This window comes from Campylobacter sp. P0109, from assembly GCF_002138755.1.
Taxonomy (GTDB): Bacteria; Campylobacterota; Campylobacteria; order Campylobacterales; family Campylobacteraceae; genus Campylobacter; species Campylobacter devanensis.
The window spans coordinates 37423-52261 of sequence record NZ_MJKK01000004.1 but is presented as its reverse complement, the minus strand read 5'-3'; the positions used below and the strand labels follow the sequence as shown (position 1 = coordinate 52261).

Genomic DNA, 14839 nt, shown 5'->3' with positions numbered 1-14839 from the left:
AAAAATGAAAAGGTATCAACTCTATACCATACTAGCTCTAATTTTAATGACTGTGGGATTTACTATTCCTGTAATTGCATATCATGGTGTAGCCAATAAGATTAAAAATGGTGCTGAGATTCCAAGCTATGTATATCCAATATATAATCTCTACACTAAAATTCAATATAAAAATCATCTAATGGCACCAGAAGTTAGAAATGATTTAGCAAAAATGATAGAAACAAGATCTGAAATTGGAGTGCCAAGCCTTCCTATATGGTATGTATCTTTAGAGGCTCCTAACTATCCTAAAGAGGCCTTTCCAGATGGAATTCCAGTATATTTTCATGTAGATGGTTATAGTGGTGATGTGCATGAAATGAATACTATAAATCACTATATAGGTATGTATCCTATGGAGCATGGTGGCAATGTAGAAAGAGCAATCGCACCATACTATTTGCTTATTGCAACTATCTTTATGTTGCTATATCTATACTATAACGGTAAAGGAAATTCGCTATTACTAATCCCTACGATTATCGCTCCAGTACTATTTATGAGTGCATTTGCTGGCTGGCTATACTGGTATGGTCATAATATGCAAGAATGGGGCGCATTTAAGATTAAGCCATTTATGCCAACAGCTCTAGGTGATGGCAAAGTGGCACAATTTACCACCCATTCATATCCTACTATAGGATTTTGGGTTATGATTACTATGAGCGTTTTATCAATTTTAGCAATATTTTCTAAAAATAAATATCTTAAGGAAAATGCGTGAAAAAACTCTGCTTAATAGCTCTGCTATATAGCTTTACTTTTGGAAATGACTTACAAAATGCTATAGATAGTGCAAGTAGTGGAGATATAATAGAGCTTAGCAGTGGAGTTTATAGTGGTAATATCATTATAAATAAGTCAATTACTATAGATGGAAAAGATAGAAGCGCTATCATTAAAGGCGATGGAAAAGGCGATGTGATAAAAATCAATAGCTCAAATGTAAAGCTATTAAATTTAACCATTGAAAATAGCGGTAATTCTCACACTACTATTGATTCAGCTATAAGTTGTGATAGCGCTAGTGGAGTTGAGATTATCAACAATGCTATCAAAAATTCACTTTTTGGAGTAAATTTCAAGCAGTGTAATGGGTCTAAAATAGTTGATAATTTTATCACTTCAAAGCCTGTTGATTTAGGACTTAGAGGTGATGGAATTCGCCTATGGTATAGCCATGACAATATAGTACAAAACAACCATCTAAGCAAGAGCAGAGATATGGTAGTATGGTATTCTAGCAATAACCAAATTCGCAAAAATTATGGCGAGTATGGCAGATATTCACTACACTTTATGTATGCTGGAAAGAATTTAGTTGAAGAAAATATATTTAAATACAACTCTGTTGGTATATTTTTTATGTTCTCTTCAGGAACAACTGCTAGAAAAAATCAAGTTTTAAACTCTACTGGTGCCTTTGGAGTTGGTATTGGTATGAAAGATACTAGTGATTTTATAATACAAGATAATATATTAGCCTATAATGCTAGAGGATTATATCTAGACCAATCTCCGTTTCAACCAGGCACTACAAATGTTTATGAAGATAATCAGATACTATACAACACAGTTGGAGTTCAATTCCATGCTACTCAGCATAAAAGCATATTTAATCGTAATGATTTTATAGGTAATATGGAGATTGCTATCAACGATACACCTGGTTCTAAAATTGATATAAATGAGTGGAGTAATAATTACTTTGATGATTATGCTGGATTTGATAGAAATAAAGATGGAATTGGCGATATAGAGTATAAGAATTTTACCTATCTTGATTCACTTTGGCAATACTATCCAAATTTAAGGCTATTTTATGGAAGTGCAATTATGAGTATTTTAAACTTCATCTCTAAACTCGCCCCATTTTCTGAACCAGAGCTATTAATCACAGATACAAGTCCGCATATGGAGCCATATCATGAATAGAAGAGAGTTTAGCATTTTTAGCATTGCTGCGATTGGATGCGCTGCTGGTAGTGGAGTTTTAATAAATAAATTCTATGAACCAAAACTACACCTTAGACCACCAGGAAGTGTTCAGAATTTTGAATCTTTATGCATCAAATGTGGCCAGTGCGTTCAAGTCTGTCCATATCATAGCATTGAACTTTTGGGGCTTGATGATGGGATAAATTTAGCCTCAGCATATATCAATCCAAGCAAAAGAGGCTGCTATCTATGTGATTTATTTCCTTGTGTATTAGCCTGTCCTAGTGGCGCACTAGACCATAGTATAAACTCTATAAAAGATGTTAAAATGGGAGTTGCTGTAGTAAGAGATATACAAAAATGCTATGCAACGCTAAATAAAAATGTAAGTCAAGATGATATTAGTATCCTACTAAATCGCCAAACCTATAACCAAAGAGAGAGCGATGCTAAAAAGATTATAGAAGATAATATTGATAAAAGCTGCTCATTATGTGTAAATTCTTGTCCAGTTGATAAGGCTATAAGTTTTATACAACTAAATGAAAAAAAGGTTGTAAAAATAGAGTCAAATTGCGTAGGATGTGGAGTTTGTCAAGAGGTATGCTTTGCTGGAGTGATTGAAATCTTACCACAAAAAAGCTATAACGAAATTTATGAGGAATCAAAATGAAAAAGTCAATTACGATTATACTAAGTGCAATAATATTTCTAGGATGTTCAAATCAAACAAATTCTAAAAATGATCCACAAGAGTCAAACAAAACGGCTACTACAAACTCAATTACAATCAAAAAAGGCAGCAGTGCTAATCAAACAAAATCTGATGAATGGGTAGTATATGATATAGATGGAAAGAAAAATATTAAATTTGGCATTGGCGAATCAAACGAAACTACAAAATCTATTGGCGCTATTGCCTTTACTAGGCCACCACTTCAAAGTATAAATAAAGCCTTGCTAAAAGGCCAATTAAGTAAAAATTTCATTACCAAATGTTCAGCCTGCCATGATGATTATGCCAATGGAATAATTGGTCCATCGCTATTAGATAAGACAAGCGAGCAGATATATGATATGATAATTGCATATCGCACTAAAACAAAAGCCAATATATTAATGGCAGATCTTGTAAAATCAATGGATGATAAAGAGGTGGCAGATATTGCCAATGAAATTAGCCAATTCAATGAACAATTTAGGAGTAAAAAATGAATATAGGCAAAGTAATAGCTCTATTTTTGGGCGGTTTGATTGTTGTTTTAATGCTTTTTATGCTATTTAGCTCTGATAGCTCAACTCAAGCAACACAAGAACCAGTAAAAAATGAACCAAAGCCAGTAACGCAAACCACTAGCAATTCAAGTGAATTTCAAACAAGCGATGAGTTGAATAAAATTAAAGAGTTAAAACAAAGCGTATCTCTAAGCAGCGATGGAGTAAGCAAGATATATTTACAAAGTTGCGCACCATGCCATGCTAAAGATGGCTCTGGAATCTTAGCTCCATCAATTATTGGCAAAAGCAAAGAAGCTATTCTAGCTAGATTAAATGAGTATAAAGCTGGTAAAATACCAAATAGTTTAATGGAAGGACTTTTAGATAATGTCAGCGATGAGAATTTAACAATTCTAGCTGAAGAGATATCTAAATTTAAATAAATATCATGAATAAATATCAAGGCCGCCAAACAGTAGCAAATACTAGTTTTTTCTCTACTTTTATAACCACAACAAAAGATGGCAAAAAGCGTCCTAGCATAAGGTTTTACCGATATTTTACGATGATTTTGATTCATCTTTTGTTTGTGCTTTCATTTGTAGCAGATATTCAAGTCATTGAAGGTGATATTACTGGGTCTAGAATGCTAGGATTTCACTTAGCTGATCCATTTATAACCACACAAATTATCCTTAGTAGAGCAGAATTACCTGTAAATCTACTCATTGGGGCTTTTACTATTTTGGCCTTTTATATGCTTTTTGCTGGACGTGCTTTTTGTTCGTGGGTCTGTCCATATAATTTTTTTGGCGAATTTGCTGAGAGATTAAATGCTAAATTAGTTAGCAAAAAAATAATCAAAAAAAGAGAATTTGATACAAAAATCAGATATATATTTTTGATAATTTTTTGGATTTTAAGCTTAGTGAGTGGATATTTAATATTTGAGATTTTTAATGTTGTAGGTATAGTATCAAGATTCATCATATATGGATATAGTGCTGCAATTTGGTGGGCTGTTTTGGTATTTTTAGCTGAAGTATTCTTTAGTAGAAGATTTTGGTGTAGATATGTTTGTCCTATTGGAACATTATATTCATTATTATCTAAATTTAGAGCTATAAAAGTTAGCTGGAATAAAGAAAAATGCGATCACTGTGCTGTATGTATGGATGTTTGCATTGTCCCAAAAGTTCTAGAAATTACAAAGTCTAAAAATAAAGATGTTCCAGGAGAGAAATTTAGTATAATAAGCGGGGATTGCACTATGTGTGGTAGATGTATCGATGTGTGCCATCAAGATGCTTTAAATTACGAAAATAGGCTTAAAAAGCTTTTATAAGGATTGGTATTGATAAAAATAGAAAACTTAACTAAAAAATTTGGCTCTCAAATTATTTTAAATAACTTAAATTTAAACATTCAAGATGGTCAAAAAGTTCTAATAATGGGACAAAATGGAGCTGGAAAATCTACTTTAATGAAGGCAATATTAGGTGAGTTAATCTGCGATAATGGCTCTATATTCATAGATAATATCAATCCAATCATAGATAGAAAAAATGCTTTAAGATATCTAAGTTTCGTCCCGCAAACTCCTCCGCCTCTTAAACTTAGTGTCGCTCAACTATGTGAATACTCTATAAGCTCAACCCAAACAGATTTAAATAATATAATTAACTATTTAAAAGAGCTAGATTTAAGCTATGAAAAAGAGCATAAAAAGCCATTTTATAAGCTCTCAGGCGGTATGAAGCAAAAGGTTTTAATCGCTCTAGCTCTTGCAAGAGATTCAAAGACTATACTCTTTGATGAACCTACTGCCAATCTCGATCCTCAAGCTAGAGAGAAGTTTATAAATATATTAAAATCTAAATTCCAATCTCACACCCTTATATTTATCTCTCACAGAGTAAGTGAGGTCCAAGGCATAGTAAATCGTGTTATTGAGATGGATTTAGGCAATATCATTAAAGATAGCGAGGTATAATAGTGAAAAATTTAATCCTAATAGCAAAAATTGATATAAAAGAGACATTTGCTTCAAAATGGTTTTTCTTTTATTTAGTTACCTTTGCTGGCTTAATTGCGATATTTTTTGTAACAGGAGTTGTTGATAGCAGAGTTGCTGGATTTAGTGGACTTACTAGAATGCTTTTGCTATTTATTCAAATTTGTATAATAATCTTGCCAATCTTTATTCTCATCACAACTGTGCGAAGTATAAACTCAGATAGAGAAACTGGGGCTTTAGAGTATCTTCTTAGTTTTCCAATATCGCTTAAAGAGTACTATTTTGGCAAAGCTTTAGGACGTGCATTTACAGTCTTTTTACCTATACTTATAGCTCTTATCTTATCGCTTATTATAGCTATTTTTAAAAATGTAGATATTCCTTGGGGAGTATTTTTTTATTACACCTTATTGCTTTTAGTGCTATCTTTTGCCTTTTTATCGTTTGGATTTTTAATCTCAAGCCTTATTAAAAGTAGCGAACTTGGGCTTGGATTTTCATTTTTATTTTGGCTATTTTTGTTAGCATTTTTAGATCTTGCATTAATAGGCCTAATGATGCAAAGCTCAATAAATGAAAATATCATCTACTCCATCTCATTAGCAAACCCTATGCAAGTTTTTAGAATCGCAGCAATTAGTCTATTTGATCCAAATTTAGCTGTAATTGGTCCAGCAGCTTACTTTATTTTAGATGGATTTGGCAAGATTAATTTTTTAATATATTCAGCACTATATCCAACTTTACTTGGTATAATTTGCATGATATTTGGATATATTTCGTTTTCTAAGAAGGATTTAGTATGAAAAAACTTATACTTTTAGCTCTTTTTACCGGAATAGTTTTTGGGACAAATTTAAAAGATAATGAGTTTTTTAAGGATACAAACTCTACTTGTCCTATTAAATTCATAGATGTTTTTAAATATCCTGATTGGATTGCAGTTTTAGAATATAAAAATGGTAAAAAAGTACTATTTAGCTCAGCCAAACAGATGTTTTACTACTTTTATACAAGCAAACCAAAAGAGGTTGTGCCGCTTAAAAAGATGTATGTTACAGATTATAAAACAAAAGAGCTTATCGAAGCTACGGAGGCATTTTATGTTTTTGGCAGCAATATAGTAAGTTTTAGTGGTGATGATTTAATACCATTTGCTAGCTATGAAGATGCGAAAAAATTTGCCGATGATAACTCAGCTAGTAGGATTTTTGAATTTAGTAAAATTAATAAAAAATTGATTGATTATTTAGATTAGGATTGATAATGAAAAATATTTTATATGTTTTAAGTGCTATTATCATTGGTGCATTATTTGCTTTTATAATAAATTCTTATGATAAACAAACCCAAAAGATCTCTGCTGATTCAAACATAACTTGCGATTTAAATACTCAAAACTGCAATATATCCTATAAAGGAAAAGAGATTGGATTTTCTTTTTATCCAAGACCACTTGAAGCTATGGCACCACTTACGCTTAAAGTAGAAGGGCTAAATGGTCAATATAAAAATTTAAATGCTAGAATTTATGGTTTAAATATGGATATGGGAACTATAAAAGCAAATTTAGAAAATAAAGGCAATCTATATATAGGTACAGTTGTGCTAAGTTCTTGCGTAGTAGAGGTGATGAATTATCGTTTAGAGCTTTATGATGGAGATAAACAACTTGGAATTTATATAGATTTTAATCTTAAAAGCTAATTGTAAATAAAGCCAAATAGCTATAAAAGCTATTGGCTATTAATTAATCTTAAAAAAATGTATCTAAATGTATATTTTCAAAAGCAGCTTGCAAACTTACAAATAGTTTTGGATTTTGCTTTTCAAGAGTAGCTAAAAGCTCTTTAGTTTCAGCCCTAGCGTGTGGCATTTTAACATCAAATCTCATAGCCGGACAAGCCTCATCTCCAATCACTCTAAGCTCATTTCTAGTAGCATTATCACGCAATTGACGCTCACGCACATTAATAAGCGGTCTAATCACTATAACGCCATTTTTAGCAGTATATTTTGGTGCTAGAGTTCTCATAGCTCCATTGTATGTAAAATTCATAAAAAAACTCTCTACAGCATCATCTAAATGATGTCCAATAGCAAGCTTATTAAATCCATTAGCTAGTGCATAAGTATAGAGATATCCTCGTCTCATACGACTAAAAAAGCTACAAAAGCTTGAATTTTTGCGAATTTTATCTTTACTAATCTCAAATATGGAGCTATCAATTACGCTGTGTTTGATTCCATGAGCATTGCAATGCTGGGTTAAATATTCATAATTTTCACCCATTCCATAGCTTAGCGTTACTGCTTCAAATTCAAATTTATCAGGGGTTACATTTTGAAAATGCTTAAGAATATGTGCCAAACTAAGGCTATCTTTACCACCGCTTAAACCCAGTAAAATCTTATCGCCTTTTTCAAACATCTTATACTTAGCGTTAGTTTGGCCAACTTGTCTAATTAATTTTTTGCTTAGTTCTATCATATATTTTTTACCATTTCTAGAACAAATTTAGCCGATTTATCTGCTGCTTGAGTTAAAAATGTATCAAAATCAACCTCTGCTTTACCACCAGCTTCATCGCTAATAGCTCTAAGCATACAAAATCCAACACCAAGAGCAGCACAAACTTGAGCAACGCTTGCCCCTTCCATCTCTACAGCATCAGCTTTAAAAGCAGATTTTATCCACTCTTTTTTTTCTTCATTGCAGATAAATTGATCGCCAGTAGCAACTACTCCACCAATTAAACCAATACCTAAAGAATCAGCCACCTTTTTAGCTACGCTATTTAACTTCTCGTCGCTATTTTCAAAAATATTAATTCCAGGCACATAACCATGTGGATGTCCAAAAGCTGTAATATCTAAATCATGTTGAGCTGTAGTAGTGGCATATAGCATATCACCGATCTTTAAATTTTCATTTAAAGCACCAGCAACGCCAGTAAATATCAGCTTTTCGCAACCAAATTTTTCAACTAAAATTATTGCAGTTAAAGCTGCATTGACTTTTCCAATCTTTGAATAGGCTATTACTAATTCATGATCGCCACACTGTGCTTTATAAAATGAATTTCTAGCATGATCAATCTTTTGATAATCACCAACTGCTTTTAGCAAAAACTCAATCTCTTCACTCATAGCTCCAAGTATAGCAATTCTCATCTTAACGCCTCTAAAGCTTCATTGAGTGAGCTTAAATTTGTGATACTATATGTTGGTTTATCGCAGATTTTTTTATTCATTCCTTTTAATACACTTGCACCAAATTCAATAAAACAATCAACCTTATCAACATAATTTTTTACACTATTTTGATATAAAACTGGGCTAGTTAATTGAAGTTTTAATAATTCTAAAGCCTCTTTTTTAGTAGTATAAGTCTTGGCTGTAACATTTGAAATTACTGGCGCAAACTCTTCACTTAGTAAATTTTCAAGCTCATTGGCAAGCTTTATACTAGCATTTTGAAGCAAAGGACAGTGACTTGCTACACTCATATCAAGCAGCATTGCTCTTTTGGCTCCAGCAGATTTAAACTCATCTACGGTTGCTTGAAGATCACTTTTGATACCAGCTACTACTATTTGACCATCACAGTTATAATTTGCTGCCCAAATTTGCTTATTACTATTTTTACAGATCTCTTCAACCTTTTCATTGCTAAGACCTAAAATCACCATCATTCCAGCGCCAATTTCTGCACAATCTTGAGCCATAAATTTACCACGCAAATTTACAACCTTAATAGCATCTAAAGGTTTAATTGCTCCACTTACACTAAGAGCGCTAAACTCACCTAAAGAGTGTCCAAAGCTAAGCTCTGGTTTTAAATTTAATTGACTTTTAAACGCTTCAAAACACATTAATGAGTTTAACACAATTGCTGGCTGAGTAAATTCAGACTCACCAATCTTATCATTTGGCTCAAAAAGCAAGGATTTAAAATCAATCCCGCAATGCTGACTAGCACTATCTAATAGCTCCTTAGCACTGCTAAATTCATTATATATTTCCTGCCCCATACCAATACTTTGTGAGCCTTGACCAGGGAAAATAAAAGCTACTCTCATATCAAACTCTTAGTGGTGTTTACCGCAGCATCCGCCACCATTTTCATCATGGTGTGCACCATTGCAACACTCATCTTCATCATCATGATGATGACCATGACCACCGCAACCACCATGACCACCACAGCCGCCATGTCCATGATGATGTTCATGACTATGACCACCACAACCACATACATGTGGCATAGCTACAACACCTGTTAGCTCCTCATCAGCATCAGCATCTCTATTTTCTGTAATCTGTACATTAAATTCCAAATCTTTACCAGCGTATGGGTGATTAAAATCTACAGTTACATCATTTTCACCGATAGCTTTTACAGTTACACGAACTGTGCTACCATCTTCTCCTTCGCCAAAAAGCTCCATTCCGATATTTAAATCAATTCCTGCAAACTGCTCTTTAGGAAGTACTTGCAAAGCGTTTTCATCATATTCGCCTACGCCTTGGCTAGCTGGAATTTTAATTGTAGCTTTTTGACCAACTTCTAAATTTAAAACACCACTCTCAAGTGCTTCTAAAACTTGATTTTTACCGCTTACAAATGCAATCTCTTGACCGCCTATATTTGATTCTAAAAGTTCGCCACTATTAGCATCTTTTAGCTCATAAAACATTTTAATAACTTTTGACATATCTCTCTCCTAAAATTATTTTCTATCAGGCGCAGCTTTTGCCTCTGCGCTATCTGGGTAGGCTTGCTTTAATGCTTTATAAAATTTATTAGCACTTTTTATATCGCCTATTTTATCAAAACTGATTGCTGTATGATACAATAGCTTTGGCATATAATTACCCTTTTGGCTAATTGCTACACTCTTTTCATAATATGGTACGGCAGTTTTATAGCTTTTGTTAAAATATTCAATCTCGCCAAGCATAAAATTTGAGTAGGCTGGCTTATAGTTTTTACTAATTAAATGAGTGAAACACTCACTAGCTTTTTTATATTCCTTAGCTTTATAGGCCTTATCAGCCATTATTAAAATCTCAGAAGCTGGTATATCATCAAGTTTTAAATTTGATTTTGTCTCTTTATTTTGAGATGTTTGCTCTTTAACTTCTTTGTTTACAGCTTTTTTATCTTCAGATTTTGTTTGAGCTTTTGGCTGAGCAGTTGAAGTCTCTTGATGTTTGCTATCTATTAAAGCAGTTAGCTCACCAAGTGCTTTAGTGATATTTTTAACATCTTCATCATGTTTAGTTTTGTTTGCTTTGATCTGTGATTTTAAATTTGATATATCTTTGGCGGTAGTAGTTTTTTGCAAATTTAGGCTATTTTCTAGCTGAGTTACTCTGCTTTCAATTGCTAAAATTCGCTGATTTATACCATCTAAAAGGCTTTTAACACCTTCGATATTCTCCTGAGCTAGAGCCACATCAGATTGCATTGAGCCTATATTTTGATCTAGTCTATCTACCTTTTTTTTATTATTTAATAAAACCTTTTCACTTTCTGTAAGACCATATGGATTTTCTTTATTTATATTACCTGCATCAAATACTGAAACTTCAGCAAATATAGAAGTTGCAGCCAAAACGGCTGCAACATGGATAAATTTTTTCATTTATTAGATAAAATTATGGAAGTAGTCTAAATTCATCACGACGATTTTGAGCATCGCAAGATTTTGTTTTTTCAGTACATACAGGTTTGCTCTCACCATTGCTGGTAATTTCGATTCTATCTGCAGCGATACCTTGTGCTATTAAAGCATCTTTAGCAGCTTTTGCTCTTTTTACACCTAAAGCGTAGTTATACTCATCACTACCCCACTCATCACAGTTGCCTTCTACCATTACTTTGTAGTTGCCAGCTTGATTAAAAATAGAAGCATTTTGATTAATTACGCTTTGCATATCTGGACGAATGCTAAATTTATCAAAATCAAAATATACATTTTGAACTTGAGCTTGTAATGAATTTAATCTCTCAGCAGCGCTGATAACACCTTGATTAGCTTTATTTGCGTCTGCACTCATATCTACCTCTGGAGATTTTGAGCTACAACCAGCCATAAATAGAGCCGCAGCAACAGTAGAAACTAGGACTAATTTTTTCATCTCATTCCTTTTTAAAAAAATTTTGGGCGAATTATAGCATAAATATTCAAATTTTAGATATAAATTTAATATTTATTACCAATCAATTGACTGTAATTTACCAATTTTTAAAGGGAACTGAAAACTGCGGTTTTCATGAACCCTGATAATTCCAACCAAACTACTTCCATTAATATTTTTGATAAATACAATACTTCCACCATCACTAGAAAATCTTGGATAAGTATTAACTCCGCCTGCTGTAAGTTGTCTAATATAGTCGCTTTTTGTTGAAATTAAATATAAATTAAAAGTCTTTTGCTCATATTCATTTGCACTCTCACGACTTGAATATACCACATAATTATCAAAAGTACTAATTGAGTTATTATTTTTACCATGGAATACCATCTGTTCAACTAACCCATTGCCATCAAGACTAGTAGAAAATATATTTGGATATCCCATTCTATCACTGATAAATACTACTTTAGTATCATTATCTACAAAATTACCGTTGACATCGATTCCACTAAATGTAGTAATTCGTTTTAAGTTTTTAGTAAATATATCATATAGATAGATATCACTTTGATCATTTGGTGCCATTGTTAAAAGCAATTTAGCACCATCACGACTGACATCACTTGCTACAATCATACCGCTACTTTGAATGATTTTACTCTTTTGTTTAGTATGTAAATCAAATTTAAAAAGAGTCGGAGTTAAATTTACATAAGATGTATAATAAAAAGCACTTTGATCATCATTTGCCCATTTTGGAAAGATATTCAATCCACCGCTAATTATAATTTTTTGATATGTAAGCGTATAATCTGCTACTACAATATTGCTCTTACCAGGTGTTGTATATTGAGAGAATATAATAGATTTATCCATCCACTCAATTGGAGATAAATTTAGATTTCTAGCAAGTTCTACAATGCTTTTATGCGCTAAAAATGGAAATTTATCCACGCTTTGGATATACTCACCACTAAATCTTATCTGATTGTTTTTAGCATTTAACACCTTAACTTTTAGACTTAATTGATTGCCTAACTGAGTTAGAGCATATCTGTATATCAAATCAGCATTTTGCTCGCTAGTAAGGATTGCGCTATCATTAAAATCACTAGTATAATACTTATCTAAGACTTCAAATGCTGAACCAACCTTTAAATCCCCTACGATAAGCTTAAAAAATTTATCTTGTAATGCTCTATTGCCAAAATTTTGCGTAGCATCTTGAACTATAATTTTTGGCAATACAAGCCCCTTATTTACAATATCGACTCTACCATCTGCAGCTATTAACCCAATACAGATCATAAGTAACAAAAATAGCTTTTTCACTTTTACTCCGTTTCTATTAAATCAATTAAATTTATATCCAATACAGTAGCATCTTTACTAGGTGGAACTGGGAAATCTATGGCTTTTAACTGCTCTAAAAACTCCCTAACCTTGCTATTAAATGCACTATTTAATGAATACTCGTCTATATGATAGCTTAGTTTTCCAAATTTATCTATAATAATTTTAACCTTAGCATTATTGTTTGTATCTGCTTTATAGCGCACCCATCTATTTTGAATAATCTCTACTATATCGCCCATATATTTATTATATACGCCTGTCATTGATGATTTTGGTGCTTTTTTATCTATATCTTTTTGGAGCGAAGCGATAATATCGGCTGCACTTTTTGAATTAGATTTTGTCTCGCTTTTAGCATTGCTTTGAACTGCTTGAGTTGTCTGTGGAGTAATATCTATAGGTGCAGCCTCGCTAAAAAGATCGCTTAAATTTACACTTGGTCTATCTTGTTTTTGTGACACAATATCTTTATTTGTTGTCTCTTGTTTTAATTCTAAAGGTTGTTCTATTTGCTTTTTAATTATAAATTCTTCTATTTTTTGTTCATTTTGCTCAGGCGCTTTGATACTTTGACTAATATCTGATTCTACTACAAAAACATCCATAAATGCGTCTTTGTCATTTGTATATTTTATGCTCTCTTCATATCTACTGAGTTTAAAAAATATAAAAAATATAATGAAAAAATATAATATTACAGAACACCAAAAAGCGCCTGTAGTGTTATATGAGATTCCAAATTTACTATTCATTAACCATTTGTTTCTAAGGCAACCTTAGAAAAACCTGCATTTTTCATACTTTTTAAAACAAACATAACATCATCATATATAAGTCTCTTATCAGCTTTTATATATACTGGTGAATTTTTATCATACTTTTTAGATAATAATACTAAATTATCGCTAAGTTCATTTAAAGACATTTTAGATTGATCAATATATACTTGTCTTTGACTATCAATTCTAACTGTTAAACTTTTTAACTCTTGGCTTAATACTTTAGATTTTGAACCATCTGGCAAACTAATTTGCTCTTCATAAATAATAGCTGGTGTTGTTACCATTAAAATAGCTAATAGCACCAGCATAATATCAACTAAAGGGGTAATATTTAGTTCTGGATTTTCATCAAAATTTATCATCTATTTACTACTAAGCAATAAATTTGTTTCTCTTTGTATAAGACTTATTAATTCATAAGCTTTACGTTTAATCAATAGATTAAAACTATAAGCTGGAATAGCTACAAATATTCCACAACCAGTAGCAACTAAAGCTTCTGAAATAGCTGGCGCAATAACTGAAAGAGATGCTGCACCACCACCTTGACCAAGTGCTGCAAATGTCTCTAATATACTAATAACAGTCCCAAAAAGCCCTATAAATGGTGAAGTAGATGCGATAATTGCAAGAGCTGTAAGGCCACTTGTAGAGTTAGTTTGAGCTAGTGATATAAAGACTTCTAGACGTTCTTTGCTTAAATTTGATTGTGGGCATTTTTTTAAAACTGAATCTGTATTTTCAAGCTTATTTCCAAGCAAGATCGCCTCCAAAGATTGCTTCTCTCTTTTAATCCAGCGATTAAGTCCATTATATCTTGAGAATAAAATAGTAAAACTAATAACAAAGTAGAGTGACAACCACGCAAGAACGACGATTGTCACCAAGCTACTTTTAGATAGATAACTTATAAGAAGTTCTATAGACTCCACTTATCTAACCCTTACTGAACTATCAATCTTAGATAATGCAGTAGCTAAGATTCCATTGCTATCATGCATTTTTCTTACAAGAGCTTTAGCGTTTTCTATAGATTTAGCAATCTCACTTTCGCTATTGCCACTTACATGTACAGCACCATCAACTAAGATGCTAATTTTGTTTTCATCGATCTTAGCATAGCCCCAATCAATAGCAACTGCGTCATGACTTCCATCTAGATTTTCTATATCTACTACGCCGATTTTAAGCAAGGAAACCAAAGAGGCGTGGCCTGGCAAAACGCCAAACTCGCCATCTGCACCAGGAAGGACTACCATTTTAGCATCATTAGAAAATATTAGCCCTTCTGGGGTGACTATTTCTAAATGTATTGTATTCATATAGCTTCCTTTTT

The 14839-nt window shown here is 32.4% G+C and carries 21 protein-coding genes; 10 read left to right on the top strand and 11 right to left on the bottom strand.

Annotated features, from left to right (window positions below):
• The first annotated feature begins 4 nt into the window (after positions 1-4).
• The 10 genes from CIGNP109_RS05090 to CIGNP109_RS05045 are packed head-to-tail and all read left to right on the top strand — an operon-like array spanning position 5 to position 6922.
• Complete coding sequence (locus tag CIGNP109_RS05090) at positions 5-766, top strand: cytochrome C (protein ID WP_086225076.1); 762 nt, start codon at positions 5-7, stop codon at positions 764-766.
• Positions 763-1977, top strand: a complete 1215-nt coding sequence (locus CIGNP109_RS05085; protein ID WP_086228460.1) for a nitrous oxide reductase family maturation protein NosD — start codon at positions 763-765, stop codon at positions 1975-1977. Before CIGNP109_RS05090 ends, CIGNP109_RS05085 begins: the two co-directional genes overlap by 4 nt.
• Entirely contained in the window at positions 1970-2653 is a 684-nt protein-coding gene (locus CIGNP109_RS05080; RefSeq protein ID WP_086226779.1) for a 4Fe-4S dicluster domain-containing protein, read from the top strand. The genes CIGNP109_RS05085 and CIGNP109_RS05080 overlap by 8 nt, the downstream gene beginning before the upstream one ends.
• Positions 2650-3195, top strand: a complete 546-nt coding sequence (locus CIGNP109_RS05075; protein ID WP_086225073.1) for a c-type cytochrome — start codon at positions 2650-2652, stop codon at positions 3193-3195. Before CIGNP109_RS05080 ends, CIGNP109_RS05075 begins: the two co-directional genes overlap by 4 nt.
• Positions 3192-3641: a c-type cytochrome gene (locus tag CIGNP109_RS05070; protein WP_236845204.1), complete on the top strand. Its 450-nt coding sequence runs from the start codon at positions 3192-3194 to the stop codon at positions 3639-3641. Before CIGNP109_RS05075 ends, CIGNP109_RS05070 begins: the two co-directional genes overlap by 4 nt.
• A 5-nt stretch (positions 3642-3646) precedes the next feature.
• Entirely contained in the window at positions 3647-4543 is an 897-nt protein-coding gene (locus tag CIGNP109_RS05065) for a NapH/MauN family ferredoxin-type protein (RefSeq protein ID WP_086228459.1), read from the top strand.
• A gap of 9 nt (positions 4544-4552) precedes the next feature.
• Complete coding sequence (locus CIGNP109_RS05060) at positions 4553-5191, top strand: ATP-binding cassette domain-containing protein (RefSeq protein WP_086228458.1); 639 nt, start codon at positions 4553-4555, stop codon at positions 5189-5191.
• Between the two features lie 2 nt (positions 5192-5193).
• A complete protein-coding gene (locus CIGNP109_RS05055; protein WP_086225070.1) occupies positions 5194-6021 on the top strand; it encodes an ABC transporter permease in 828 nt (275 codons plus the stop codon).
• Positions 6018-6473: a nitrous oxide reductase accessory protein NosL gene (locus tag CIGNP109_RS05050; protein WP_086228457.1), complete on the top strand. Its 456-nt coding sequence runs from the start codon at positions 6018-6020 to the stop codon at positions 6471-6473. Before CIGNP109_RS05055 ends, CIGNP109_RS05050 begins: the two co-directional genes overlap by 4 nt.
• An 8-nt stretch (positions 6474-6481) precedes the next feature.
• Positions 6482-6922, top strand: a complete 441-nt coding sequence (locus tag CIGNP109_RS05045) for a hypothetical protein (RefSeq protein ID WP_086228456.1) — start codon at positions 6482-6484, stop codon at positions 6920-6922.
• Between the two features lie 49 nt (positions 6923-6971).
• On the opposite strand, the gene CIGNP109_RS05040 is transcribed toward CIGNP109_RS05045, so the two are convergent.
• The 11 genes from CIGNP109_RS05040 to atpC form a co-directional block, all read right to left on the bottom strand.
• The gene (locus CIGNP109_RS05040) at positions 6972-7706 is read right to left on the bottom strand and encodes a tRNA 2-thiocytidine biosynthesis TtcA family protein (RefSeq protein ID WP_086228455.1); all 735 of its coding nucleotides are present in this window, start codon (positions 7704-7706) and stop codon (positions 6972-6974) included.
• Entirely contained in the window at positions 7703-8389 is a 687-nt protein-coding gene (locus tag CIGNP109_RS05035; RefSeq protein ID WP_086228454.1) for a 5'-methylthioadenosine/adenosylhomocysteine nucleosidase, read from the bottom strand. The genes CIGNP109_RS05040 and CIGNP109_RS05035 overlap by 4 nt, the downstream gene beginning before the upstream one ends.
• Entirely contained in the window at positions 8386-9297 is a 912-nt protein-coding gene (fabD, locus tag CIGNP109_RS05030) for an ACP S-malonyltransferase (protein ID WP_086228453.1), read from the bottom strand. The genes CIGNP109_RS05035 and fabD overlap by 4 nt, the downstream gene beginning before the upstream one ends.
• A gap of 9 nt (positions 9298-9306) precedes the next feature.
• On the bottom strand, positions 9307-9933 hold the full coding sequence (locus tag CIGNP109_RS05025) for an FKBP-type peptidyl-prolyl cis-trans isomerase (protein WP_086228452.1): 627 nt from the start codon (positions 9931-9933) through the stop codon (positions 9307-9309).
• A 15-nt stretch (positions 9934-9948) separates the two neighbouring features.
• A complete protein-coding gene (locus CIGNP109_RS05020) occupies positions 9949-10866 on the bottom strand; it encodes a hypothetical protein (protein WP_086228451.1) in 918 nt (305 codons plus the stop codon).
• Positions 10867-10879: 13 nt separating this feature from the next.
• Entirely contained in the window at positions 10880-11362 is a 483-nt protein-coding gene (locus CIGNP109_RS05015; RefSeq protein WP_086225062.1) for an OmpA family protein, read from the bottom strand.
• A gap of 75 nt (positions 11363-11437) precedes the next feature.
• Positions 11438-12697 carry a Tol-Pal system protein TolB gene (tolB, locus tag CIGNP109_RS05010; RefSeq protein WP_086228450.1) on the bottom strand — a complete coding sequence of 420 codons (1260 nt, stop codon included), beginning with the start codon at positions 12695-12697 and terminating at the stop codon, positions 11438-11440.
• A 2-nt stretch (positions 12698-12699) separates the two neighbouring features.
• Complete coding sequence (locus tag CIGNP109_RS05005) at positions 12700-13473, bottom strand: TonB C-terminal domain-containing protein (protein ID WP_086228449.1); 774 nt, start codon at positions 13471-13473, stop codon at positions 12700-12702.
• Entirely contained in the window at positions 13473-13865 is a 393-nt protein-coding gene (locus CIGNP109_RS05000; RefSeq protein ID WP_086225059.1) for a biopolymer transporter ExbD, read from the bottom strand. Before CIGNP109_RS05000 ends, CIGNP109_RS05005 begins: the two co-directional genes overlap by 1 nt.
• Positions 13866-14435 (bottom strand): MotA/TolQ/ExbB proton channel family protein, encoded by a 570-nt coding sequence (locus CIGNP109_RS04995; RefSeq protein ID WP_086225058.1) that lies wholly within the window; start codon positions 14433-14435, stop codon positions 13866-13868.
• Positions 14436-14825, bottom strand: a complete 390-nt coding sequence (gene atpC / locus CIGNP109_RS04990) for an ATP synthase F1 subunit epsilon (protein WP_086226793.1) — start codon at positions 14823-14825, stop codon at positions 14436-14438. It lies immediately after the preceding gene.
• Positions 14826-14839: the final 14 nt, after the last annotated feature.